The following is a 21391-nucleotide window of genomic DNA, read 5'->3' on the forward strand; positions in this document are numbered from 1 at the left end:
ACAGCCCGGACATTTCAGTACGGACCAACCTCATCGCATCAAACTACCATGTCGTATCGATCGATTGCACATCGCCTGTTGCCGGAAGATTCGCCGGCATTCCGCCAGGTTTCATGGAGCGACGTGCGCGATCTCCTGCATTTCGCGCGACGCCGCCTCAACGAGGAACGCCTGCCCCAAGTTGCCGGCAGCCTGACCTTCACGACCGTGCTGGCGCTGGTGCCGATGCTGACGATTGCATTTGCGATCTTCACGACTTTTCCCCTGTTCAATACGTTCCGCACCTCGCTGGAAGCCTATTTCATCCAGAGCCTGATGCCGAAAACGATCGCCAACACGATCCTCGGCTATCTGAACCAGTTCGCCAGCAAGGCGACGCGCCTGTCCGCATTCGGCGCAGTGGCGTTGATCGTCACGGCTGTCGCGATGATGCTGATGATCGACCGGGTGTTCAACCTGATCTGGCGCGTCAAGGCATCGCGGCCGTTTGCGCAGCGCCTCGTTGTGTACTGGGCGGTGGTGACGCTCGGGCCGTTGTTCATTGGCGTATCCATCAGCGTGACGTCGGATCTTTTCACGGTAACCGATGGCGTCGTGCGCAATGCGCCGCTGCTCGGTACGGTGTTCTACACGCTGATTTCGATCCTGCTGACAACAGGCGCCTTCACGCTGCTGTATATCGCGGTGCCGAATCGGATCATCGACTGGCGCGATGCGGCATGCGGTGGTTTGGTGGCGGCGGCGGCCTTCGAAATCGCGAAGCGTATTTTCGTTGTATTCGTGGCGAAATTTCCCACTTACACGGTCGTCTACGGTGCCTTGGCGGCGATGCCGATCTTTCTCGTGTGGATTTATCTTTCCTGGTTGATCATTCTTCTTGGTGCCGTCATCGCCGCGGCGCTTCCGGTCGTCAAGTATGAGCGATGGTGGCATGTGGCCGCACCCGGCAGCGCTTTCGTCGACGCAATGTCAGTGCTGGGTGTGTTGTACGAGGCACGAGAGAATGGCAACATCGCCGCCGTCGATGCGGAAGCCATCCGCGCCCGGACGCATCTGGGCTTTGACGAATCGGAAGCCTTGCTGGAAAAAATGCTCGACGCCGGCTGGGTCGGACGGCTCAAGGCGGAAGGGGCCAAGCGCGCGCAATGGGGAAAGCGCATCACGCAAGGACTGGATCACTGGACCTTGCTCGCCAACCCGCATCAGCTGACATTGGCGGAGATTTACCGCATGTTTGTGTTCAATCCGCCGGGCAATCCGAAACTTGTCGTGCACGTCGAGGAAGTCGTGGCGCGGGGCTTGAATCAGCCGCTTGCCGACTATTTTTCCAGGACGAAAACCGTCTAGAAAGTGTCCTGCCCCGTCAGCATTTGCCAGTACATCACCCAATCGCCCATCAGGGAATAGAGCGGGTGCTTGAAGGTCATCGGCTGATTTTTCTCGAAGGCGAGATGCCCCAGCCATGCAAAGCCGTAACCGCATGCAAGTGCGCCCAAGAGCCACCACGGATTGGCTGTCAGCGCCAAAACAACCAGGCAGATCAATGCCAGGGTTGAACCGACGAAGTGCAACTCGCGGCAGGTTCGATTCGAATGCTCGCTCAGATAAACCGGATAAAAATCGGCAAACGATTCGAACTCATTCTTCAGAACGGTCGGCATGGACGTCTCCTCGATGTTGTTCTGATTTCAATGTAGTCGTGCATCGCGATTTTGCAACCGGAATTCCTGCCAACAATTCGGGCATGCCATGCACATGCACATGCATTGCCGTATTGCTATTTTTTTGCGAAGGCGAACAAGGTATCGAGGACTGCATCGGGCTGCTCCGCCATGAGCGCGTGGCCGCAGTTGTCGAGCTGAACCATCTCTGCATGCGGCATGGCCTTCACCAACGTGCCGGCATGTCTGGGCATGGTCATCATGTCATTTTTTCCAAGCAGAAAAAGCACTGGACACTTCACGGATTGCGCCGCCGCTTCGCCATTCGCATAGGCATTGCATGCGGAGAAATCGGTATGAAAAACGCGTTCGCCATGTTGCTGTGCAATCCGCTGCATCAAGCGCAGGTCACCGTTCATCGCATAAAAGCCGGGACCGGGAAACGACGGTTTCTGCGCGATGGAGGAGTGCGACCAGATCGTCACCATGTCGATGGCTTTCTGCTCATCATTCTTCGATGCATCGAGCAGCACATCGGACACCTTCATCGGATAGGCGGTGCCGACCATGGCGATTTTTCTGACGCGATCAGGGTTCTGGAATGCGGCTTCCAGCGCGACCAGCGAGCCCATGCTGTGTCCGATCAACGTGGCTTGACGCACGCCGGCAGCGTCCAGCACGGCAAACAGCCAGGCGGCCATCGCCTCGACGCTTTGCAGCGGCGAGCCGGTGCTGCGACCGTGGCTCGGCAGATCGAGCGCGAGTACGCCGAACCCGTGATGCGCGAAATAGCGCGTCTGCAATGCCCAGACGGAATGGTCGTTTTGCACGCCGTGGATGAATACGGCGGTCGGCAATGCCGGATTGAATGCCTTGCCACCGGTGTAGCAATACGCCTGCTGTCCTTGAATATTGAATTGCATGTCAGGCTCCCTTTTGCGACGCCTTCAGGCCGCGCCCGAGGTCTTTAATCAAGTCGTTCGCATCTTCCAGTCCGATCGATAGCCGCATCGTTCCCTCGGTGATGCCGGATGAGGCAAGTTGTTCGGTTGGCACGCGGAAATGCGTGGTCGACGCGGGGTGAATCACCAGCGATTTGGCATCGCCGACATTGGCGAGGTGGGAAAAAATCTTGAGTGATTCGACAAAGCGGCGTCCTGCCGCACGGTCGCCTTTGATGCTGAACGAAAACACCGCGCCGCAGCCCTTGGGCAGCAGTGTCTTCGCCAGCGCGTGGTCGGGGTGCGATTCCAGTTCGGGATAGGACACAGCCTCAACGGCGGGATGAGCGGCGAGGAATTCGACGACCTTGCGCGTGTTGGCCACATGCTTTTCCATGCGCAAACCCAGCGTTTCGATGCCTTGCAATATCGCGAAGGCATTGTGCGGGCTCATCACCGCACCGAAGTCGCGCAGGCCTTCGCGCCGGGCCCGCAGCGAAAATGCCGCGACCGACGATTCCTCGGAAAACACCATGCCGTGAAAGCCGTCGTACGGCTCGCACAATTCCGCGAAGCGGCCGGTTTTTTCATAGGCCTTCTGCCAGTCGAAGGTGCCGCCATCCACCAGCAAGCCGCCGATCGCGGTGCCGTGGCCGCACAGGAACTTGGTCGCGGAATGGAAAATCAGGTCTGCGCCATGATCGAAGGGGCGCAACAGCCAGGGCGTGGTAAAGGTCGCATCGACCATCAGCGGCAGATAATGCTCATGAGCAATCGCGGCGACTTCCGGGATATTGAGCACGTCCAGTCCCGGATTGCCGAGCGTTTCACCGAAAAGCGCCCTGGTATTCGGGCGGATCGCATTCCGCCATGCATCGAGATCACGCGGATCGACGAAGGTCGTGTCGACGCCGAAGCGCTTCATGGTGTACGCCAGCAGGTTTTGCGAGCCGCCATACAACGCGCGTGACGCCACGATGTGCGAACCGGCTCCCGCGATGGTCGCCAGTCCGAGATGCATCGCCGCCTGTCCGCTTGCCGTGGCAATACCCGCCACGCCGCCTTCAAGCGCCGCAATGCGTTCTTCCAGCACGGCATTGGTCGGATTGGAGATACGCGAATAAACATGCCCGGCGCGCTCCATGTTGAACAGCGACGCGGCATGGTCCGAGTCCTTGAAGACGAACGAGGATGTCAGGTAAATCGGCGTTGCGCGCGCTCCGGTTGCCGGATCGGGGGCCGCACCGGCATGCAGGGACAGGGTGTCGAACCCCGGATATTTGGGCGTGCTCATGAGGATATTTGTCTCCGGATGGTTGTTCTGTGTTGAGTCAACTCAATCGTAGCATTGAACGCTGGCGCGAATCGAAGCGGATTTGCGCCAGCTCGACGCTGGATTTTTCCTGCCGCTTAAGCTACATTTCAAAGGTCATAATGACTCATTACCCACTGGGGATCGCTCCATGAAAGTATCCGAAATCCTGAAAGTCAAAGGCAATATTCTTTACACGGTCACGCCCGATACGCCGATGCTCGATGCGGTCAACACCATGGCGGAAAAGGATATCGGCTCGTTGGTCGTGATGGAGTTCGGCGAACTGGTCGGGATGCTGACCTTCCGCGAAGTCATGAATACGCTGCATCGCAACAAGGGCGAGGTCGGCTCCGACACCGTGCGCAAGCACATGGATGACCACCCGATCACGATCACACCTGACACCGAGGTCAATGAAGTGCGGCGGCTGATGCTGGAAAAGCATGCGCGGTATGTCCCCGCGGTGGAGGCGAAGACCCTGCTCGGCGTGATCTCGTTTTACGATGTCGCAAAAGCCGTGCTGGAGGCGCAGAGCTTCGAAAACAAGATGCTCAAGGCGTATATCCGCGACTGGCCGGCGGAAGGCGACGAATAGCCCGTCCCGGCCGAACAAGACCGTTCCCGATGCGACAGCAGCCGGAACGGTTTTTTTATCCCTGAATGGTCCGATCCGCAAGCGCACGGCAGGCGGTACTCCTTGAAACCAGCGGTATCAATATCCGCCACTCTCTCGTAAATGCAGACAATGTTCTGCGCGTCTTCTACACTTACGCCATAAAAAATCACAAGCAAATGCATGCGTGTCATGGACGCGCTTTGCACTCGACTTCCACATTCCACGAAAACAAAGTCATGAGCCAATCAAGCCAGTTTGCCTTACTTGCTCAACGCCGCTTCGGGCCGTTCTTCTGGACGCAATTCCTTGGCGCATTCAACGATAACGTATTCAAGACGGCGCTCCTGACGATCCTCACCTATGAAGCATTGAGCTGGACGACGCTCGATCCAAGCTTGTTGAACAACCTGATTCCCGGCTTGTTCATTCTGCCGTTTCTGCTGTTCTCCGCGACAGCGGGACAGCTGGCGGACAAGTTCGAGAAGTCGCGCATCGCGCGCTACGTCAAGGTGCTGGAAATCGCCATCATGACGATTGCGGCAGCGGGCTGGATGACGCATAACCTTTGGCTGCTGGTGGCTGCGGTGGCTGGCATGGGTCTGCATTCGACGCTGTTCGGGCCGGTCAAATATGCCTATCTCCCGCAACAGCTCAAGCCCGAAGAGCTGGTGGGCGGCAATGGCGTGATCGAAATGGGAACCTTCGTCGGCATTCTGCTGGGTGAGGTGCTCGGTGCGGTACTGGTGCTGCACAAGCCATGGGGTGTCGAACTGGTGGCGGGCGGCACGATTGCGATTGCAGTGCTTGGCTGGCTCACCAGCCGTCGCATCCCGCTGTCGCCCGCACCGGAGCCGGATTTGAAGATCAACTGGAATCCCGTCACCGAGACAATCCGCAACATCAACTTCACGCGCCAGAATCGTCCAGTCTTTCTTTCGGTGCTTGGCAATTCCTGGTTCTGGTTCTATGGCGCGATTCTGCTCGCGCAGTTCCCGGTGTATGCAAAGGATTACCTGCATGGCGACCACAGCGTTTTCGTTCTCCTGCTGACGGTGTTCTCGCTTGGCATCGGGGCCGGTTCGCTGTTGTGCGAGCGGCTGTCGGGACACAAGGTGGAAATCGGGCTGGTGCCGTTCGGCTCGATCGGCTTGTCGGTATTCGGCTTCGACCTCTATCTGGCAAGCCTTGGCTACACCAATACGGCAACGGTCGATATGGCGGGCTTCATCGCGCAACAGGGCAGCTGGCGCATCCTCTTCGACTGCGTGATGATCGGTGTGTTCGGCGGTTTCTATATCGTGCCGCTGTTTGCGCTGATCCAGACGCGCTGCGACCGCAATCACGTGTCGCGTACGATTGCCGGCATGAACATCATGAATGCGATGTTCATGGTGGTGGCCGCGCTGGTGGCGATGGCGCTGCTGAAGGCCGGATTCACGATTCCGCAGATTTTCATGGCGACGGCGCTGCTGAACGCCGTGGTCGCGACCTACATCTTCTCGCTGGTGCCGGAATTCCTGATGCGCTTTCTCGCCTGGCTGCTGATTCATACCGTCCATCGTGTGCATACGGTCGATACCGCCCGCATCCCGGAAGAAGGCCCCGCAGTGCTGGTGTGCAACCATGTCAGCTATGTCGATGCGATCGTCATCATGGCGGCCAGCCCGAGGCCGATTCGCTTCGTGATGGACCATCGCATCTTCAAGATTCCCGTGCTGTCGTGGATTTTTCGTACCGCCAAGGCGATCCCGATTTCCTCGGCCAAGGAGGACCCGTGGCTGATGGAAAAAGCCTTCGTCGATATCGCGCAGGCGTTACACGAGGGTGAACTGGTATGCATCTTCCCGGAAGGCAAGTTGACGTCGAATGGCGAAATCAATCCATTCAAGACCGGCATCATGAAAATCATCGAGCGCTCGCCGGTACCCGTCATCCCGATGGCGCTCAGGGGATTGTGGGGCAGCATGCTGACACGCAGCGACGGCAATCCTTTCCATCGCTCCTTCAAGCGCGGACCGTTTTCCCGTCTGTCGCTCGTGGTGGGCACTCCGGTTCCGCCGGCGCAAGCGACACCTGAATCGCTGCAGGCTCAAGTGGCGTCGCTACGCGGCGATTGGAAATAAGATTGACGCGCGGCAGATCGGAAATGCGCCGGTGCGGCACCGATCTTGCATGGTTCCGAATCTCATGCAAGTACGGGCAATCGTGGCAAAGGCGGAATCTCCTGCATGGTCCGATGCCGGGGATTCCTCATCTTCGTCAGGAATGACAGCATGAGCCGTTGTCAGCGTGTTGCTGCCGTGCTTTGGTCGGAATCGGGCTTCATGGCTGGGGGCCTCACCCTCGGGACGATCACCTTGTAATCGGGCTGCGCGTCGAATCTCGGCGACATGATCTGCACTTCATGCTCGTTGAATACATCCACGATGTTGCCGTACAGCGCGTGCAGCAATTCATAACGCTGTTCCGGCTGTTCGATATAGGAAACCAGTTCGTACATGATGTCAAAATTCGCAAGCTCCAGTTGCAGCACGTGCGGTTCGATGTCCTGCCGCACGCCGACCGTGCGCCGTGAAGCTTCGATCAGCATGGCCTCGACCTGCCGCCATGCGGTGTCGTAGCCGATGGAGACTTTTGCGACGATGGTGGCGCCTCGGGAAGCCTGCAGGCGCGAATAATTCTTGACCTTCTTGCTGACCATGAGCGCGTTGGGAATCGTGAGTTCTTCGTGGGCATGGGTTTCGATCTTGGTGGACAGCAATCCGATATAGGTGACGACTCCTGTCGTATCGTCTATCGCGACCATGTCGCCCTCGGCCAGCGCGCGCGAATACACCAGCACCAGGCCGCTCATCATCTGGTTGATGACGCCCGTCCCGCCCAGCGTGAGCATGAGGCCGGCGATGACACTGATGCCCTGGAACGCCAGGCTGTCGGACCCCGGTATGTGCGGATAGGCGAGCGCCAGCGCAAACAGCCATATGAGAATGATCACGAGCAGGCGCGTCGCGCCGGCGGTGTCGGGATGCATGAAAGGTACCGACAGCGTGGCATCCTGAACTGCGCGGAAGAATGTGTTCAGCAACTGAACCACCATGCGGGTAATGGTGAAAATCACGATGACGGTCAGGATGCCGGGTGCCGAATCGATCGCGCCCTGCGCCAGATTCTGGATCACGTGGATCACGTTGGCGGCAAGCTCGTCACCCCATGGCGCGGTATAGGGGAAGCTGCGCAGTACAAAGGCAAGCCACACATAGCCGACGACAAACAGCAGCACCCACAGCACCAGCATCGTGATGCGCTCGATGAAGATCCTTGTCATCGCCATCACGTCGATGCCGCGCACCACATACTTGTCCAGCGAGCGCAGCGTGCGGCGTTCCAGCGCCTGGCGTATGTGGTTTTTCAAACGCATGATGAGCCATATCGCGAGCAGGAATGCCGCGGTTGCCGCAATCGACAGGAGGATGCCGTTGATCCATGTCTTCGGCTCGTACTGTTCGCGCATTGCCTTCAGTGCCGAGGAAAGCCTGCCGGCGGCTGCCGATGCCGCGTCTTCGAGTGACTCTTCGGCGAGCGGATCAAGATCGGCTCTGGTCAGCACGAACAGCGTGGCCGATCCCAGCACCACGCCGATGCCGGACTGATCGCCGATGATGATTTCCTTGAGGGATATTGGAGCGCCCAGTTCCGCGTCAGTCAGGCGGTCGATGCGCGCGTTGGCATATTGCGCCCGCTGCAATGGCGTTGTGTCTGCGAGGGTGCTGCGCAGAATGACGATGTCGCGGTTGGCAACGCGCAGCCAGACGGGGCTGCTTGCGGCATCGTAGTAGGCGGCCTTGCCATGGGCGTAGGCGTCGGGAACGTAAGGGGCGGCCGCGATGGCCGACGGGAAGCAGAGGATCAGCCATGTCAGCCATGACAATGCCGCCATGAGCCGGCATGATCTGTTGAGGATGCGTTTGTCGCGCATGACATGTTCTATCGGCAGAAAAGCGTTTGATCGTGCGGCATCCCGCCGCTTCCCGGCGGGATATGGCGTACGGGGCATGTCGGCATCATGCGCGGCAGACATGACTGCGGGGATTGCTGATGGGTGGCATCAGCCGCCGCATGTTTTGCATTCTGCCGGCGGCGGTAGCGTTTGCCTATTGGACCTAGGTCCAACAGCAAGACGTGGTGGTTGATGCCGGCGGTCATGCATTTTCATGCTGCTGCGCATGGCGGCGAATTGTCCCAAAGTCCAATAGGCTTTCATGGCTTGCGCATCTAAGCTGTAACAGGCAGGCGAGAGGCAAGCACGCGCGGCGCTTTGCCAACAGACGGTAACGTATCGGGGGTGCCATGCATGACATCATTTCTCGCAGAATCGGATGGGCGGCCATCGGTCTGCTTTTTCTTCTCGGCGGTTGCGCCTCCACGGCGCCCACCGCGAATCCTCAGAGCAGCGTCAACGCGGCTCTCGCGACTGTAAGCGCTTTCAAGAACGATGCCGAAACCCAATGGCTGTGGGACAACCTGAAACGCGCCCGCGCGGTCCTGATCGTCAGTCCGCGATTCAATACGGGAGTGGCGCTGACGCTCGACTCAGGCAGCGGCATCTGGTCCGGTCCGGCCTTCTATAACGTGGTGCGCATCGATGCGACAGGAGCCGGCATGCGGGTGGGCGAGCAGAACACGGAGATGATCGCCGCCGTGATGAGCCAGAAGGCATTGAACTGGCTCTTGTCGCCCTCATTGCCGCGCGGCGAGTTGAACATTGTTACCGGACCTTACGAGCCGGGCAACAGTGTGCCTGCCAACGCGGACGTGGTTGTTTTCTCGAGGACGAAAGGCGAATACGGCCCGCTCAATCTGGCGGGCATGCTGATCGCCATCGACAAGGCAGCCAACCAGACCTACTACGGACTTGCTGTCACGCCCGAAGAGATTCTCATGCGCCGCCGCGTCAGCCGACCGGAGGCGCTGCCCTTGCAGAAAGCCCTGACTGCCGCGGCTGCCAATTCGACGGCGACCGATGCGAAATGATCGTCGTCAATGGAAGTGTATTTAGGCGGTTTTTCAGTGCCGCATTTCCCCAAGGTCCAATAGGCCATCGTCGTCAATTACCGTAATCTGATAGAAGCCGTGCTGGTATGCCGCTCGGCGCTGGTAGCGTCATCTTCGTTGACTTGTGGCTCAAAGCCAGAATCCTGGGGGCAATCATGCTTGAAATAAATTTTCGCAAATTCAGTTTAATCGCCGTCTGCTTCTCCTTTCTTCTCGCCGGCTGCGCCGCAACGGGAACGAAGGAAGATGCGACCGCCAGCGTACGTGCGGCAGAAGCCACGTTGACCAATTTCCAGAACGATCCGGAGATGCGATGGATGCGTGATCACCTGAAGGATGCACGGGCCGTTCTGATCAGTCCGCGCATCCTGAAGGCGGGCTTCGTCTTCGGCGGCTCTGGCGGTTCGGGCGTGTTGCTGGTGCGCGGCGAAGGCGGACGCAGCTGGGCAGGTCCGGCGTTCTACCGGCTGGCCACCGCCAGCGTGGGCTTCCAGGCAGGCGTCGATTCGTCCGAGATGGTGGCGCTGGTCATGTCGGAGAAGGCATTGAACTCGCTGCTGTCCACCTCGTTCAAGCTCGGCGGTGAAGTGAGCGTGTCGGCCGGTCCGGTCGGCATGGGCGCGGGCGCACCGGTGAATGCCGACATGATCGTGTTTACCCGCTCGAAGGGACTGTACGGCGGCCTCAATGTCGATGGCACGGTGATCTCGATCGATACCGCGGGCAACGAGTCCTTCTACGGAAAACCTGTGACGCCGGTCGATATCCTCGTGAGGAAGAATGTCAGCAGCCCGAATGCGGCGTCGATACAAAGGACGCTGGCCGGTTCGGCAGGAAAGTGATTCCGGACATTGTCCGGTCAACAAGCGGGCCGCAACGATGCCCGCATGAACACAATCAAACAGGCGACGCGTTATCTTGCGCCGTGCAGCCGTCTCGGACAGGCCGCGCGGCGCAAGCGCGCATGATCGACAGGAGAGGGCGGCCATGAAAAAAAGGATGTGCGCAATTGCGGCAATCGGTGCCGCACTGGGCGGAGGACATTTCGCCGCCCATGCGACCGAAGGCGGTGTGGGACGTCCGATTACCGGCCAGCAGGTGTTTTCGAATGCGGGCATCGTGCCGCCCGAGCCGGGCTGGGTCGCGCAGTTCAGCAGCATCTACTACAAGGGCGACATGGGCGGCAACCGTGCCGTGCCGATCGTCGGTAACGTGGGCGCCGGTATCGACATGAAGGTGTCGTACAACATCGCAAATCTGACGCGCGTGTGGGGTACGGGGCCGGGCGGCTGGAGCTACGCGTCCGCGATCGGACTGCCGCTGCAATACACCAAGGTGCAGACGAGCCTCACCACGGTGCGCCGTGATATCGGCAACAGCGACGACTCGACGCAGTTTGCCGACATGCTGTTCACGCCGATTGCGGCGGGCTATCACTTCAGCAAGACGGAGCATCTGTCGCTGTCCCTGCCGATCTATGCGCCGACAGGTTCCTACGATCCCAATCGCCTCGCCAATGCGGGCCAGAATGTGTGGACCTTCATGCCGACCGTCGCCTATACCAGGCTCGACGGCAAGGGCGGCGAGTTCAGCGTGCTGAGCGCGCTGGAGTTCTACACGCGCAACAACGACACCGATTACAAGAGTGGCACGCTGTTCCGGATCGATGCCTTGTGGACGGTCGGCCTGAAGAACGGCTGGAGCGTCGGTGCGGTGGGCGGATGGATCGAGCAGATCAGTGACGACAGCAGCCCGCTGGCCGATCGGGTGGGCGGCTTTCGCGGCAGCGCGTTCGGCATCGGGCCGGTGGTGAACTGGGGCGGCAAGCTCGGCAACTTGCCGGGCAGCTTCAGCGCGCGCTGGGTGCCCGACTGGACCACGGACAACCGGCCCAAGGGCAACGGATTCAGCCTCAGCTTCGTGCTGCAGTTCTGATGTCGAACGTGGGGCGGTATTGCCGACGAGAGGACGATTGGAGGGAGAGCATCGATGAGGTTCACACCGGTGACGACATTCATGGCGATGGCGAAGCTGTTGCTGCTGCTCGCGCTTGCCGGATGTCAATCGGCTCCGCTGCAGGCGCAGAAAGACCCGCTGCCGTCCTGGAACGATGGTCCGACCAAGCAGACGATCCTGGGCTTCGTGCGCCGCGTGACGACCGAAGGCAGTGCGGATTTCGTCCCGATTGCGGACCGGATCGCGACCTTCGACAACGACGGCACGCTGTGGGCGGAGAAGCCGCTGCCGAACGAAGTGTATTTCGTGTTCGCCCGTGTGCACGAAATGGCGGCGCGCGACCCCAGCCTGCGCGAGAAACAACCGTTCAAGGCCGTTCTGGAAAACGATGTTGCCTATTTTCAGCAGCACGGTGCCAAGGCCATCGTGGAACTGCTCGTCGCCACGCATGGCAACCTGACGCAGGAACAGTTTGCAGCGGAAGTGCGTCGCTTCCTGGATACGCAGCACCATCCGAAACTGAATCGGCCATTCACCGCGACGGCCTATGCGCCGATGCTGGAGCTGCTCGCTTACCTGCGCGCCAACGGATTCCAGACATGGCTCTGCTCGGGCGGCACCATCGACTTCATGCGCGTGTTCTCCTATCAGACCTACGGCATTCGCCCCGATCAGGTGATCGGCACCGAACTCAAGCGTGAATCGAAGGTGATTGACGGCCGGCGCGTGATCTGGCGCCTGCCGGCGGTCGAGTCGATCAACGACAAGGAAACGAAGCCGGTCGGCATCGACCTCCATATCGGCAAGCGGCCCGTGATCGCAGGAGGCAACGTGTTGAGCGAAGGCGACATTGCGATGATGGAATATTCGAAGGGGCGTCAGGGACCTTCGCTGCAATTGCTGATCGATCATGACGATGCCGAGCGGGAATTCGCCTATCAGGAAAAGGACAATGTCTCGCTCAATGCGGCGCGGCAGCAGGGGTTCACTGTGGTCAGCGTGAAGCGCGACTGGCGGAATGTGTTCGGCGCGCAGCCTGGCGCGAAGCAGACTTCATCCGTGGAACCGGCACCAATGGACCGGCGCAGCATGGCAGTGCCGCAGTTTCTGCAGGTCGCCAGATGAAGATCGCAGAGTTAAATCTGATTACGGAGCACAGCATGGCAGTAGAGCAGATCACATCGAAGTCGAGCGCCGACGAGATATCCGTCGAGATGTCGGAGCGGCGCACGGGCATGTCGTTCCAGCGCACGCGCATGAGCGCGGACCGCACGCTGATGTCGGTGATCCGAACCTCCCTGTCGCTGATCAGCTTTGGCTTCACCATTGCGCAGTTCTTCTCGCATCTGCAGCAAACGAACATCCTGAAAGCCGGCGAGCATGCGCCGCGCAACTTCGGCCTTGCGCTGGTGATACTGGGAATCGGAATACTGCTGGTGGGCATCGTGTATCACGTGAATTTCATGCGTGAATTGCGTGCCGAACGAACAAGACTGATGGCGGCAGGACTCGTGCATGGTGAGAGCAGCTATCCGCTCTCTTTTACGCTGATGATCGCCATGGCGCTGCTGATACTCGGTTTTCTGGCGTTTGCCAGCATGGTGTGGAAGATCGGGCCGTTCTATTGAGGATAGAACAAGAGGGGAGTGCTGGACATGGAGGCCGTTCTGCATGTCGCTGTGGGATATGTCGCGTTCGGCCTCGATGCCGCCGCAGTGCTGATGGTTGCCATCGGCGGCATCGATGCGTTTGTGCGCATATTTCTGGTGATTGTGCACAGGCATGCGAGAGGCGTTCAGTATCGCGCGATCTTCATCGAATTTGCGCGCTGGCTGGTGGCGGCGCTCACCTTCCAGCTCGGCTCGGATATCGTGAATACGACGATTTCCCCCGGCTGGGATGATCTCGGTCGGTTGGCCGCAACAGCCGGCATTCGCACCTTCCTGACCTATTTCCTCGACCGCGACCTCGAGAAGGCGCGAGAAGCACAACACGAGCGACAGCGTGAAGGAGCGGAAGGAGAGCGCCATGTCGAGCCTACCTGACTCCGCTGAATCCGCCGGGATCAAGCCGCATGTTTCCGAGCAGCTTGCCAACGAAAGGACCTTTCTCGCGTGGCTGCGCACCTCGGTTTCCTTGATCAGCTTCGGCATCACGATCAACCGGTTCAGTCTCTACCTGATCCAGTCGCAAGAGATCGGCAGGCAGCGCGCGCCGCTGCATGACATCGAGTTGACCGGCATCGGCATGGTGATCGCCGGCATCCTGATGATCGGTTTTGCGGCGCTGCATTACTCGGCGGTCAGCAAGTCGATCGACCGGGGCGAATACCGTGTGTATCGCGGACCGGTCTACGTGACGAGCATTCTGGTGATGATCCTTGGGGCAGTGAGCCTGTACTGGCTGTTCAGGCGATGAGGAGGGCGACGATGGACGCACAGCGAGTATCCGGGAGCGCAAGCTGGTGGCTGGTGATGCTGCTTGCCTGCCTCCTCTCCGCATGCGCCGGTTTGCCGAAGGTCGAGCGGCAGGAATCGTACGTGGTCCGCGATACCGTGCAGACCCGGCTCGGACAGGCGGCTGCGCCGCAGCTGGAGGCGCATCCCGGGCAATCCGGTTTCTTTCCGCTGGTGCAGGGCATCGATGCATTCGCCGCACGCATGTCGCTTGCAAGAGCGGCGCAGCGAACGCTCGATCTGCAGTACTACATCTTCCATGACGATCAGACCGGACTGGCGCTGATCGGCGAACTGCTCGCGGCTGCCGAGCGCGGCGTGCGCGTGCGCGTGCTGGTGGATGACATTCATACCGAGGGGAAGGATCGTTCGCTTGCGATCGCCGATTCGCATCCGAATATCGAAGTGCGACTGTTCAATCCCTTCGCCCACCGCAATGCGCGCTGGCTCGATTTCGTCGGCGATTTCAGGCGCGTCAACCGGCGCATGCACAACAAGTCGATGACCGCCGACAACCAGGCCACCATCGTGGGCGGACGCAATATCGGCGACGAGTATTTCTCCGCCAAGACCGACGTGGACTTCAGCGACTTCGACATCCTTGCCCTGGGACCGGTGGTGACGGAAGTGTCGGCGCAGTTCGACGCCTACTGGAACAGTGCGCATGCCTATCCGGCCAGCGCCTTCAACACCGGCGCGCCGATCGGGCCTGACGACTACCGCGAGCTGCGCGCGCGCGTCGAGGAACGCGCCGCATCGTTGCGTAACACGGCGTACGCCAATGCCGTACAGGAAAACGAACTGACGCAGGACATCAAGCGCGGCGAGATGGAGGCTTACTGGGGTACTGCAACGGTCATCGCCGATCCGCCCGACAAGCTGCTGCTGTCGGCGGAAAGCAGTCCGGCATTGGCAATCACCAAGCTGGCAAAGGTGCTGGCGCAGGCGCAGCGCGAGCTGGTGTTGATGTCGCCTTATTTCGTGCCCGGGCCGCGCGGCGTGCAATGGCTGCAGGACATGATCCGGCGTGGCGTGCATGTCAAGATCATCACCAACTCGTTCGCCGCGACCGATGTGCAAGCCGTGCATGCGGGCTACACGACCTATCGCACGACCTTGCTGAAAGCCGGCGTCGAACTGTACGAGATGAAACCGACCGCCTACTCGGAAAGAGCGCGCCAGGGCAGGCAGCGCGGTTTGACGGGTTCTTCCAGAGCAAGCCTGCATGCGAAGACCTACATGACGGATCGGCGCACGCTGTTCGTCGGCTCGCTCAATCTCGACGGCCGATCCGCCATGCTGAACACCGAAATGGGGGTGGTCCTCGAAAACGAGGCCTTGTGCAAGATGCTGCACGACAATCTGACAGGCGACATCCTCGATGTCGCCTACCGCGTGCAATTGGTCACCGATGCGCAAACCGGCAACCAGCATCTGACATGGATCACGCGCGAGGACGGCAAGGAGGTGATCTACGACAGCGAGCCGGAAATGAGCGCGTTCCAGAAAGTGATTCAGGGCGTGCTGAAAATACTGCCGATCGAGGAACAGTTGTGAAGGCAGCGCGGCCCGCTGCGTCTCGAAACATGCCGCCGCGTTGACCGGCGCGACAGTTGTTCCTGCGCATGTTGTAAGACTAAAGTCCAATAGTTGGCTGCACGCCGGACGGCTATGATTTTCATTACCGCGCTCCGGCAAGGGACATGGGGGCGTTGCCCTGCTGCATCGTCGATTCAACAATCAATCATCGTTGCTTCCTGTTCTCCCACGCAGCGCAAGAAGCCTTCGCTTCGGTCGTTCCCGATGTTTTTCTTTGCAAGTTGCTCGCTATGAAGACATGGAAAAGTGTGGTGCTCTTGATTCTCTTCAGTTTCTCGCTGGGCATCGGAGCGGGCGCACATGCGCAGAGTGCAACAGGCCCCGAGACGCCGTGGCCGTATACCGTGAAGGCGGGCGATGCGACGCTGACCGTTTATCAGCCGCAACTGGATTCCTGGGATGGTTACCGTCTGATGGCGCGCGTGGCCGTGGCCGCTGCGCGGGGGCAGCCGCCGCGCAGCCAGTACGGCATCGTCACAGTGGAAGCGAGCACGCATACCGACAAGGGCACGCGCATGGTCACCATCGACCAGGCGAAAATCGTGCAGTCCGAATTTCCGTCCGCAACGTCGTCACAGGCGAGTGCGTGGAGCAGCGCGATCGCGCGCGAACTGACCGGCAAGTCACGCACGATCGCGCTCGACCGGCTCGAAGCCTCGCTTGGCGCGCTGGAGAAACAGCGGTCGTTCGAGCACAAGCCGCTGCGCAACGCCGCGCCGCAATTCATCTTTTCCACCGTCCCGGCGATCCTGATCTCCATCGATGGCGAGCCGATCTACAAGCCGGTAAGCGGCACGGCGCTTGAGCGTGTGATCAATACCCGGCCGCTGCTGCTGCGCGATAGGGACGGGGCGCACTACCTGAAGGTCTTCGACGGCTGGATGATGGCACCGTCGATCGACGCAAGCTGGTCCGTGCTGAGCATTCCCTCGGCCGATCTGCGGACGGCATTCAAGCAGGCGTCGGACGCGCATCTGATCGATCCGCTGACCGGCCAGACCACAGCCGACAGTCCTGCGCCGTCGCTCAAAAATGGCGCGCCGGCCATCCACGTCACATCGGTTCCGGCAGAGCTGATCGTGACCGACGGCGAGCCGCGCTACGTGCCGATCGCGGGAACGACGCTGCTCTATGTGGAAAACACGACCGGCAACGTCTTCAAGGACGCGACAGACAACAAAACCTATGTGCTGGCGAGCGGCCGCTGGTTCCGCGCAGCCGAAGGCGGCGGTCCGTGGGAATATGTCGCGGCCAATGCCTTGCCGGCCGACTTCGCCAGGATTCCCGACGACAGCGCGAAGGAAAACGTCAAGGCATCGGTAGCCGGCACGGCGCAGGCGCGCGAGGCCGCGATCGCCGCTTCGGTGCCACAGACAGCGGCGGTCAAGATCGCGGATGCCAGGCTCGCGCAGCCGCGCTTCGACGGTGATCCGGTGTTCAAGCCGATCGCAGGCACGCCGTTGCAGTATGTGGTGAACACGGCGACACCCATCATCCGTGTCGATGGCGGCAGCTTCTATGCGGTGCAGAACGGCGTCTGGTTCACGGCACGGTCGGTGAACGGTCCGTGGGCAGTGGCCACCTCCGTGCCTGCGGTGATCTACTCGATCCCGCCGGAATCGCCGCTGCACTACGTCACCTTCGTGCAAATCAATTCGGTGTCGAACGGCGTCGTCTACGTCGGCTACACGCCCGGCTATCAAGGCACGGTTGTCGATCCTGTCACCGGCGTCGTCGTGTACGGCACCGGCTACGTCTACGACCCGTGGATCGGCACGGTGTGGTATGGCGCACCCGTCACCTATGGATATGGCGCCACGGTCGCCTACACGCCGTGGAACGGTTGGGCCGTCGGTTTCGGCTTCGGATGGGCGTGGGGCGCGACAACTGCGGCGGCCGGCTGGGGCTGGGGCCCTTATCCGTATTGGGGCCCGTGGGCCTATCCGGCATGGGGCGGCGCGTATGCCTATGGTCCGGCCGGCGGGGCGGCTGCATGGGGACCGGGCGGCTGGGCCGGATACACCGGCAACATCTATACGCAATGGGGCAACCGCGCCACCGTGTCGCGTTCCGCCGGCGGCTATAACGCATGGACCGGCAATGCGTGGTCGACGCAAGTCGGTTCATCGTACAACTCGCGCACCGGCGTTTCCTCGGCAGGCCAGCGCGGCGCGGTGCAAAACGTCTATACCGGCAACTTCGCCGCAGGCGGACGCGGCGTTGCCACAGGACCCGGCGGCAATGTCGCCGCTGGCGAACGCGGCGTCGTCGGCAGTCCGAGCACGGGACAATATGCCGCCGGCGAACGCGGTGCTGTCACCAATCCAAACACCGGGCAGACCATCAGCGGCGGCAGGGGCGTCGCCGGCAACGTGAATACGGGACAGGCGACGACTTACGGTCGGGCCACCGGTCAAGAGGGCGGCACCGTTGCGCATGTGGGCGACGACGTCTATGCGGGCAAGGATGGCAACGTCTATCGTAATACCGGCAGCGGCTGGGAACAGCACACGACGAATGGCTGGCAGCCGACGGAAGGCGGCGCAGGCGCCACCTCCGCTGCAGGCGGTGCGACCGCGCGCAGCGAGCACATGCAGCAACTGGATGGCGAGCGCAATGCGCGCCAGTTCGGCGGGGAGCGCGCGCAGAATCTGAACCGCTCGTCGATGGGCATGCAGCGCTCGTTCGGCGGCGGACACATGGGAGGCGGCCGTCGCCGCTGAAATGAGTTCTATCTGATGAATAGCTTGCGAACAATGGTGATGGCTGCGTTGGTCTTGGTCGTGACGGCATGCGCTACACCGTCCGGCAATCTCGGCGGTACTTCCTGGCAGCTCGTGAAATTTCAGGGCGGTGATGATACGACGCTGATACCTGATGACAAGGCGAAATACACCGTCACCTTCGGCAGCGACGGTCGCGTGAGCGCGCGCATCGATTGCAACCGAGGGGTTGGAACGTGGGAGTCGGCGGGACCGAATCAACTCCAGTTCGGACCGCTCGCGCTTACGCGCGCGATGTGTGCGCCAGGTTCGCTGCATGATCGCATCGCGAAGGACTGGCCTTACGTTCGCTCGTACGTGATCAAGGATGGCCATCTTTTCTTGTCGCTGATGGCGGATGCAGGAATCTACGAATTCGAGCGCACGCAGAAATAATCATTGTTTTTCGATAGGTGCTTTGATCGTGCTCAGTCTTCAGAAGGGCGGTTCCGCAACCTTGTGTTCTCCTCTGCGTCAATGACATACGTTGGGAGTGTCAATGTCCACTGAGTTGGCAGGAGAGAGCCATGGAATCCTTATCGTGCAACATGTGTCGTGTCGAGAAGTCCTCAACGCTAACGCAGAGCGCCGTAGAAATAACGGGAAGCGGCCTATTGCGATTTTCTTCATGGAGAAAGTGGCTTGCGGGAAGATTCGTTGTTCCCGTCGCGGCCAGTCTTCTTTTCGCTGCTCCGGTCATGGCGCAAACATCGACTACGGTCGACGGCAACCTGTGGCTGAGTTCCTCAGCGGAAGTGCGCAGGGCGTTTCTTGTCGGTGCGACAAACATGATGTCCCTCGAAGCTGCCTACGCGAAGAAAAAAGGCACGCCGGCCCCGGTCGCCGGCGCCATGGCCGCCAAGGCGGTGGACCAAATGACGCTGGATGAGGTGTCGAACCGTATCACGCGTTGGTATGAGGCCAATCCCGGCCGCCGCAACATGCCGGTGATGGGCGTGATCTGGACCGATATCGTCGAGCCGAAGAAGTGAAGAACGGTCAGGCACTCTAAAGGTGAATTCCATGAAGCGCAAACTCTCCACCTTCATCGTTCTGGTCAGCATGTTCATACTGACTGCGTGCGCCACGGCTACCGGCACTGCCGTCGGTGCGGGGATCGGCAGCATTTCCGGTAATACCAAGGCAGGCGCAGCCATCGGGGGCGGCATAGGTTTGATGTACGACCTCTTCTGACCGGATGCCGTGCCGTTTCGATGGCATGGCGATGGGCTGCCAGCACATGCTTTGACTGCTGCATACCAGGGAGGCATGAACATGCGTTGGCTCCACACCATTGTGATGACCGCCTTCGTCGCGGTAGTGCTGATTTTCGCCTTGCAGAATCTTCAGACCGTCACGGTTTCCTTTCTGAATTTCAGGATCAGCGTACCGCTCGCGATTCTGGTCGCGATCATTTATCTGCTCGGCATGGCCACCGGCAGCAGCGCATGGGCGTTGGTGCGCTGGGCATGGCACGAGTCGAAGCAACGCAAGCAGCAGACGATGTGAGAACTTCGCCCACCATGAAGAACGGCAAGCTCTACAAGAACATGCTGTCGCCGTAAGCACGTTGCCGCTGCGTCCAAGTTGTGGCGGACCAGTCAATCGTGTCAAAAGGAGATATTCCATGAACTTTGGCCGTCGGATCACCTATCGCCTTGCCATGGCATGTGCGCTTGCCGCCAGCGCCGCCGCGACTGCCCAGACCAGCAACGTCTCTCCCGAACTGATGGCCAAGGTGAAGAGTGAAGTCAAAGCAGATTCAAACCGGCTGGTGACGATGTTCAAGGACATCCACCAGCACCCGGAGCTGGGTTTCATGGAGACGCGCACGGCGGCGATCGTCGCCAGGGAACTCAAGGCGCTGGGCTTCGACGTGCAGACCGGCATCGGCAAGACCGGCGTGGTCGGCGTGCTGCGTAATGGCGCAGGACCCACTGTGCTCTATCGCGCCGACATGGATGCCAACTCGGTGGAAGAGGCCACCGGTTTGCAGTATGCGAGCAAGGTGCGGGTCAAGCGCGACGACGGCACCGAGGTGCCGGTTGCGCACATGTGCGGCCATGACGCGCATGTGACGTGGATGCTCGGCATGGCCAAGGCCATGGTGGCGCTGAAGAACCAATGGAGTGGCACGCTGATCCTGCTGGGCCAGCCGGCGGAGGAGCCGATCCTGGGTGCCAGGGCCATGGTCGACGATGGCTTATGGACCAGGCACAAGCTGCCCACGCCCGATTACTTCATCGGCATGCACACCGCGCCGGGCCCGGTGGGCATGGTGGTGAGTTCGGGCGGGCCCAAAATGGCGGGCACCGACCAGATCGACATCCTGTTCAAGGGGGTGGGCGGTCATGGCTCGATGCCGCAGATGACCAAGGACCCGGTGCTGATGGCCGCGATGGCGGTCGTGCAGTACCAGGCCATCGTCAGCCGCACGATCGAGCCGCAGCAGACCGCGGTGCTGACGGTCGGCTCGATCCAGGCGGGCGTCGACAACAACGTGATCCCGGCCACGGCGCTGGTCAAGGCCAACTTGCGCTGGTACGACCCGAAAGTGCGCGACCAGCTGATCGCCGGCATCAAGAGCATCAGCAACGGCATTGCCCGCACCTACGGCATGCCCGAGGACCAGTTGCCCGAGGTCACGATGAAGGGCGGCTCCACGCCGCTGGTCAACGACGACGCCTTGGCCCGCCGCATGGCGGTGCCGCTGCGCGCGCTGCTGGGCGACAAGAACGTGGTGGACAACCTGCCGCCCGCGACCGGCTCCGAGGATGTGCACCTGCTCAAGGGTCCGCATGCCGACGTTCCGTTCAACTTCCTGATCGTCGGTGTCGCCGATCCTGCGGTGTTCGCCAAGGCGCAGAAGGAAGGCAAGCCCTTCCCGTACTCGGCCCACAACCCGAACTTCGTTGTCGACCTCAAGGCCATTCCGGTGGGTACCGAGGTCGCCACGGTCTCGATGCTCGAGTTGCTGGGCAAGCGCGCACCGTGATCCTGCTTCACGCATCCACTCACACCGTACTTGGCCGA

Annotated in this window: 21 protein-coding genes; 17 read left to right on the forward strand and 4 right to left on the reverse strand. The window is 60.5% G+C overall.

The genetic code is table 11. From position 1 onward, the window contains the following. The first annotated feature begins 48 nt into the window (after nt 1-48). A complete protein-coding gene (locus D3870_RS06470; protein WP_119737634.1) occupies nt 49-1347 on the forward strand; it encodes a YihY family inner membrane protein in 1299 nt (432 codons plus the stop codon). Here D3870_RS06470 and D3870_RS06475 read toward each other — a convergent pair. The 3 genes from D3870_RS06475 to D3870_RS06485 form a co-directional block, all read right to left on the reverse strand. Then, nucleotides 1344-1661: an Mpo1-like protein gene (locus D3870_RS06475; RefSeq protein WP_119737636.1), complete on the reverse strand. Its 318-nt coding sequence runs from the start codon at nt 1659-1661 to the stop codon at nt 1344-1346. The genes D3870_RS06470 and D3870_RS06475 overlap by 4 nt on opposite strands. A 116-nt stretch (nt 1662-1777) precedes the next feature. Next, complete coding sequence (locus D3870_RS06480) at nt 1778-2584, reverse strand: alpha/beta fold hydrolase (RefSeq protein ID WP_119737637.1); 807 nt, start codon at nt 2582-2584, stop codon at nt 1778-1780. A 1-nt stretch (nt 2585) separates the two neighbouring features. Beyond that, nucleotides 2586-3896 (reverse strand): O-acetylhomoserine aminocarboxypropyltransferase, encoded by a 1311-nt coding sequence (locus D3870_RS06485; RefSeq protein WP_119737639.1) that lies wholly within the window; start codon nt 3894-3896, stop codon nt 2586-2588. 169 nt (nt 3897-4065) lie between these two features. Between D3870_RS06485 and D3870_RS06490 the strand changes: the two genes are divergently transcribed. Together D3870_RS06490 and D3870_RS06495 are read left to right on the forward strand one after the other, a co-directional pair. Continuing rightward, on the forward strand, nt 4066-4512 hold the full coding sequence (locus D3870_RS06490; RefSeq protein WP_119737641.1) for a CBS domain-containing protein: 447 nt from the start codon (nt 4066-4068) through the stop codon (nt 4510-4512). Between the two features lie 257 nt (nt 4513-4769). Then, the gene (locus tag D3870_RS06495; protein ID WP_119737643.1) at nt 4770-6656 is read left to right on the forward strand and encodes an MFS transporter; all 1887 of its coding nucleotides are present in this window, start codon (nt 4770-4772) and stop codon (nt 6654-6656) included. Between the two features lie 161 nt (nt 6657-6817). Here the strand turns inward: D3870_RS06495 and D3870_RS06500 are convergent, their stop codons facing one another. Next, complete coding sequence (locus tag D3870_RS06500; RefSeq protein WP_158590392.1) at nt 6818-8509, reverse strand: mechanosensitive ion channel family protein; 1692 nt, start codon at nt 8507-8509, stop codon at nt 6818-6820. A 371-nt stretch (nt 8510-8880) separates the two neighbouring features. Here D3870_RS06500 and D3870_RS06505 point away from each other — a divergent pair, with 371 nt between their 5' ends. The 14 genes from D3870_RS06505 (at nt 8881) to D3870_RS06565 (ending at nt 21353) form a co-directional block, all read left to right on the forward strand. Continuing rightward, nucleotides 8881-9564 carry a lipid-binding SYLF domain-containing protein gene (locus tag D3870_RS06505; protein WP_119737647.1) on the forward strand — a complete coding sequence of 228 codons (684 nt, stop codon included), beginning with the start codon at nt 8881-8883 and terminating at the stop codon, nt 9562-9564. A 176-nt stretch (nt 9565-9740) separates the two neighbouring features. Continuing rightward, complete coding sequence (locus D3870_RS06510; protein ID WP_158590393.1) at nt 9741-10427, forward strand: lipid-binding SYLF domain-containing protein; 687 nt, start codon at nt 9741-9743, stop codon at nt 10425-10427. 145 nt (nt 10428-10572) lie between these two features. Continuing rightward, on the forward strand, nt 10573-11520 hold the full coding sequence (locus tag D3870_RS06515; protein WP_242489885.1) for a SphA family protein: 948 nt from the start codon (nt 10573-10575) through the stop codon (nt 11518-11520). A 54-nt stretch (nt 11521-11574) separates the two neighbouring features. Further along, nucleotides 11575-12666 carry an HAD family hydrolase gene (locus D3870_RS06520; protein WP_199710538.1) on the forward strand — a complete coding sequence of 364 codons (1092 nt, stop codon included), beginning with the start codon at nt 11575-11577 and terminating at the stop codon, nt 12664-12666. A 35-nt stretch (nt 12667-12701) separates the two neighbouring features. Next, a complete protein-coding gene (locus tag D3870_RS06525) occupies nt 12702-13169 on the forward strand; it encodes a YidH family protein (RefSeq protein ID WP_199710540.1) in 468 nt (155 codons plus the stop codon). Nucleotides 13170-13196: 27 nt separating this feature from the next. Continuing rightward, on the forward strand, nt 13197-13586 hold the full coding sequence (locus D3870_RS06530; protein ID WP_119737651.1) for a DUF1622 domain-containing protein: 390 nt from the start codon (nt 13197-13199) through the stop codon (nt 13584-13586). Next, a complete protein-coding gene (locus tag D3870_RS06535) occupies nt 13570-13959 on the forward strand; it encodes a YidH family protein (protein ID WP_119737653.1) in 390 nt (129 codons plus the stop codon). The genes D3870_RS06530 and D3870_RS06535 overlap by 17 nt, the downstream gene beginning before the upstream one ends. Nucleotides 13960-13970: 11 nt before the next feature. Then, complete coding sequence (locus D3870_RS06540; protein ID WP_119741767.1) at nt 13971-15554, forward strand: phospholipase D family protein; 1584 nt, start codon at nt 13971-13973, stop codon at nt 15552-15554. A 293-nt stretch (nt 15555-15847) separates the two neighbouring features. Continuing rightward, nucleotides 15848-18319 (forward strand): autotransporter, encoded by a 2472-nt coding sequence (locus tag D3870_RS06545; RefSeq protein WP_199710542.1) that lies wholly within the window; start codon nt 15848-15850, stop codon nt 18317-18319. Between the two features lie 15 nt (nt 18320-18334). Next, complete coding sequence (locus D3870_RS06550; protein WP_119737657.1) at nt 18335-18754, forward strand: META domain-containing protein; 420 nt, start codon at nt 18335-18337, stop codon at nt 18752-18754. A gap of 131 nt (nt 18755-18885) precedes the next feature. Next, nucleotides 18886-19350 carry a hypothetical protein gene (locus tag D3870_RS21975; protein WP_147375722.1) on the forward strand — a complete coding sequence of 155 codons (465 nt, stop codon included), beginning with the start codon at nt 18886-18888 and terminating at the stop codon, nt 19348-19350. A 31-nt stretch (nt 19351-19381) separates the two neighbouring features. Further along, nucleotides 19382-19552, forward strand: coding sequence for a hypothetical protein (locus D3870_RS22495; protein WP_199710544.1), 171 nt, complete (start codon nt 19382-19384; stop codon nt 19550-19552). A gap of 81 nt (nt 19553-19633) precedes the next feature. Further along, nucleotides 19634-19867: a LapA family protein gene (locus D3870_RS06560; protein ID WP_119741769.1), complete on the forward strand. Its 234-nt coding sequence runs from the start codon at nt 19634-19636 to the stop codon at nt 19865-19867. A gap of 118 nt (nt 19868-19985) precedes the next feature. Continuing rightward, nucleotides 19986-21353, forward strand: a complete 1368-nt coding sequence (locus D3870_RS06565) for an amidohydrolase (protein ID WP_119737661.1) — start codon at nt 19986-19988, stop codon at nt 21351-21353. Nucleotides 21354-21391 lie beyond the last annotated feature (38 nt).

This window comes from Noviherbaspirillum cavernae (assembly GCF_003590875.1).
Lineage (GTDB): Bacteria > Pseudomonadota > Gammaproteobacteria > Burkholderiales > Burkholderiaceae_D > Noviherbaspirillum > Noviherbaspirillum cavernae.

Bases quoted from the DNA above. Each gene is read 5' to 3' on its own strand.
- D3870_RS06535 (WP_119737653.1), top strand. From the start codon at position 13,570: ATGTCGAGCCTACCTGACTCCGCTGAATCCGCCGGGATCAAGCCGCAT.
- D3870_RS21975 (WP_147375722.1), top strand. From the start codon at position 18,886: ATGGAATCCTTATCGTGCAACATGTGTCGTGTCGAGAAGTCCTCAACG.
- D3870_RS06520 (WP_199710538.1), top strand. From the start codon at position 11,575: ATGAGGTTCACACCGGTGACGACATTCATGGCGATGGCGAAGCTGTTG.
- D3870_RS06540 (WP_119741767.1), top strand. From the start codon at position 13,971: ATGGACGCACAGCGAGTATCCGGGAGCGCAAGCTGGTGGCTGGTGATG.
- D3870_RS06480 (WP_119737637.1), bottom strand. From the start codon at position 2,584: ATGCAATTCAATATTCAAGGACAGCAGGCGTATTGCTACACCGGTGGC.
- D3870_RS06495 (WP_119737643.1), top strand. From the start codon at position 4,770: ATGAGCCAATCAAGCCAGTTTGCCTTACTTGCTCAACGCCGCTTCGGG.
- D3870_RS06510 (WP_158590393.1), top strand. From the start codon at position 9,741: ATGCTTGAAATAAATTTTCGCAAATTCAGTTTAATCGCCGTCTGCTTC.
- D3870_RS06550 (WP_119737657.1), top strand. From the start codon at position 18,335: ATGAATAGCTTGCGAACAATGGTGATGGCTGCGTTGGTCTTGGTCGTG.
- D3870_RS06505 (WP_119737647.1), top strand. From the start codon at position 8,881: ATGCATGACATCATTTCTCGCAGAATCGGATGGGCGGCCATCGGTCTG.
- D3870_RS06470 (WP_119737634.1), top strand. From the start codon at position 49: ATGTCGTATCGATCGATTGCACATCGCCTGTTGCCGGAAGATTCGCCG.
- D3870_RS06515 (WP_242489885.1), top strand. From the start codon at position 10,573: ATGAAAAAAAGGATGTGCGCAATTGCGGCAATCGGTGCCGCACTGGGC.
- D3870_RS06490 (WP_119737641.1), top strand. From the start codon at position 4,066: ATGAAAGTATCCGAAATCCTGAAAGTCAAAGGCAATATTCTTTACACG.
- D3870_RS06525 (WP_199710540.1), top strand. From the start codon at position 12,702: ATGGCAGTAGAGCAGATCACATCGAAGTCGAGCGCCGACGAGATATCC.
- D3870_RS06485 (WP_119737639.1), bottom strand. From the start codon at position 3,896: ATGAGCACGCCCAAATATCCGGGGTTCGACACCCTGTCCCTGCATGCC.
- D3870_RS06500 (WP_158590392.1), bottom strand. From the start codon at position 8,509: ATGCGCGACAAACGCATCCTCAACAGATCATGCCGGCTCATGGCGGCA.
- D3870_RS06565 (WP_119737661.1), top strand. From the start codon at position 19,986: ATGAACTTTGGCCGTCGGATCACCTATCGCCTTGCCATGGCATGTGCG.
- D3870_RS06560 (WP_119741769.1), top strand. From the start codon at position 19,634: ATGCGTTGGCTCCACACCATTGTGATGACCGCCTTCGTCGCGGTAGTG.
- D3870_RS22495 (WP_199710544.1), top strand. From the start codon at position 19,382: ATGAAGCGCAAACTCTCCACCTTCATCGTTCTGGTCAGCATGTTCATA.
- D3870_RS06475 (WP_119737636.1), bottom strand. From the start codon at position 1,661: ATGCCGACCGTTCTGAAGAATGAGTTCGAATCGTTTGCCGATTTTTAT.
- D3870_RS06530 (WP_119737651.1), top strand. From the start codon at position 13,197: ATGGAGGCCGTTCTGCATGTCGCTGTGGGATATGTCGCGTTCGGCCTC.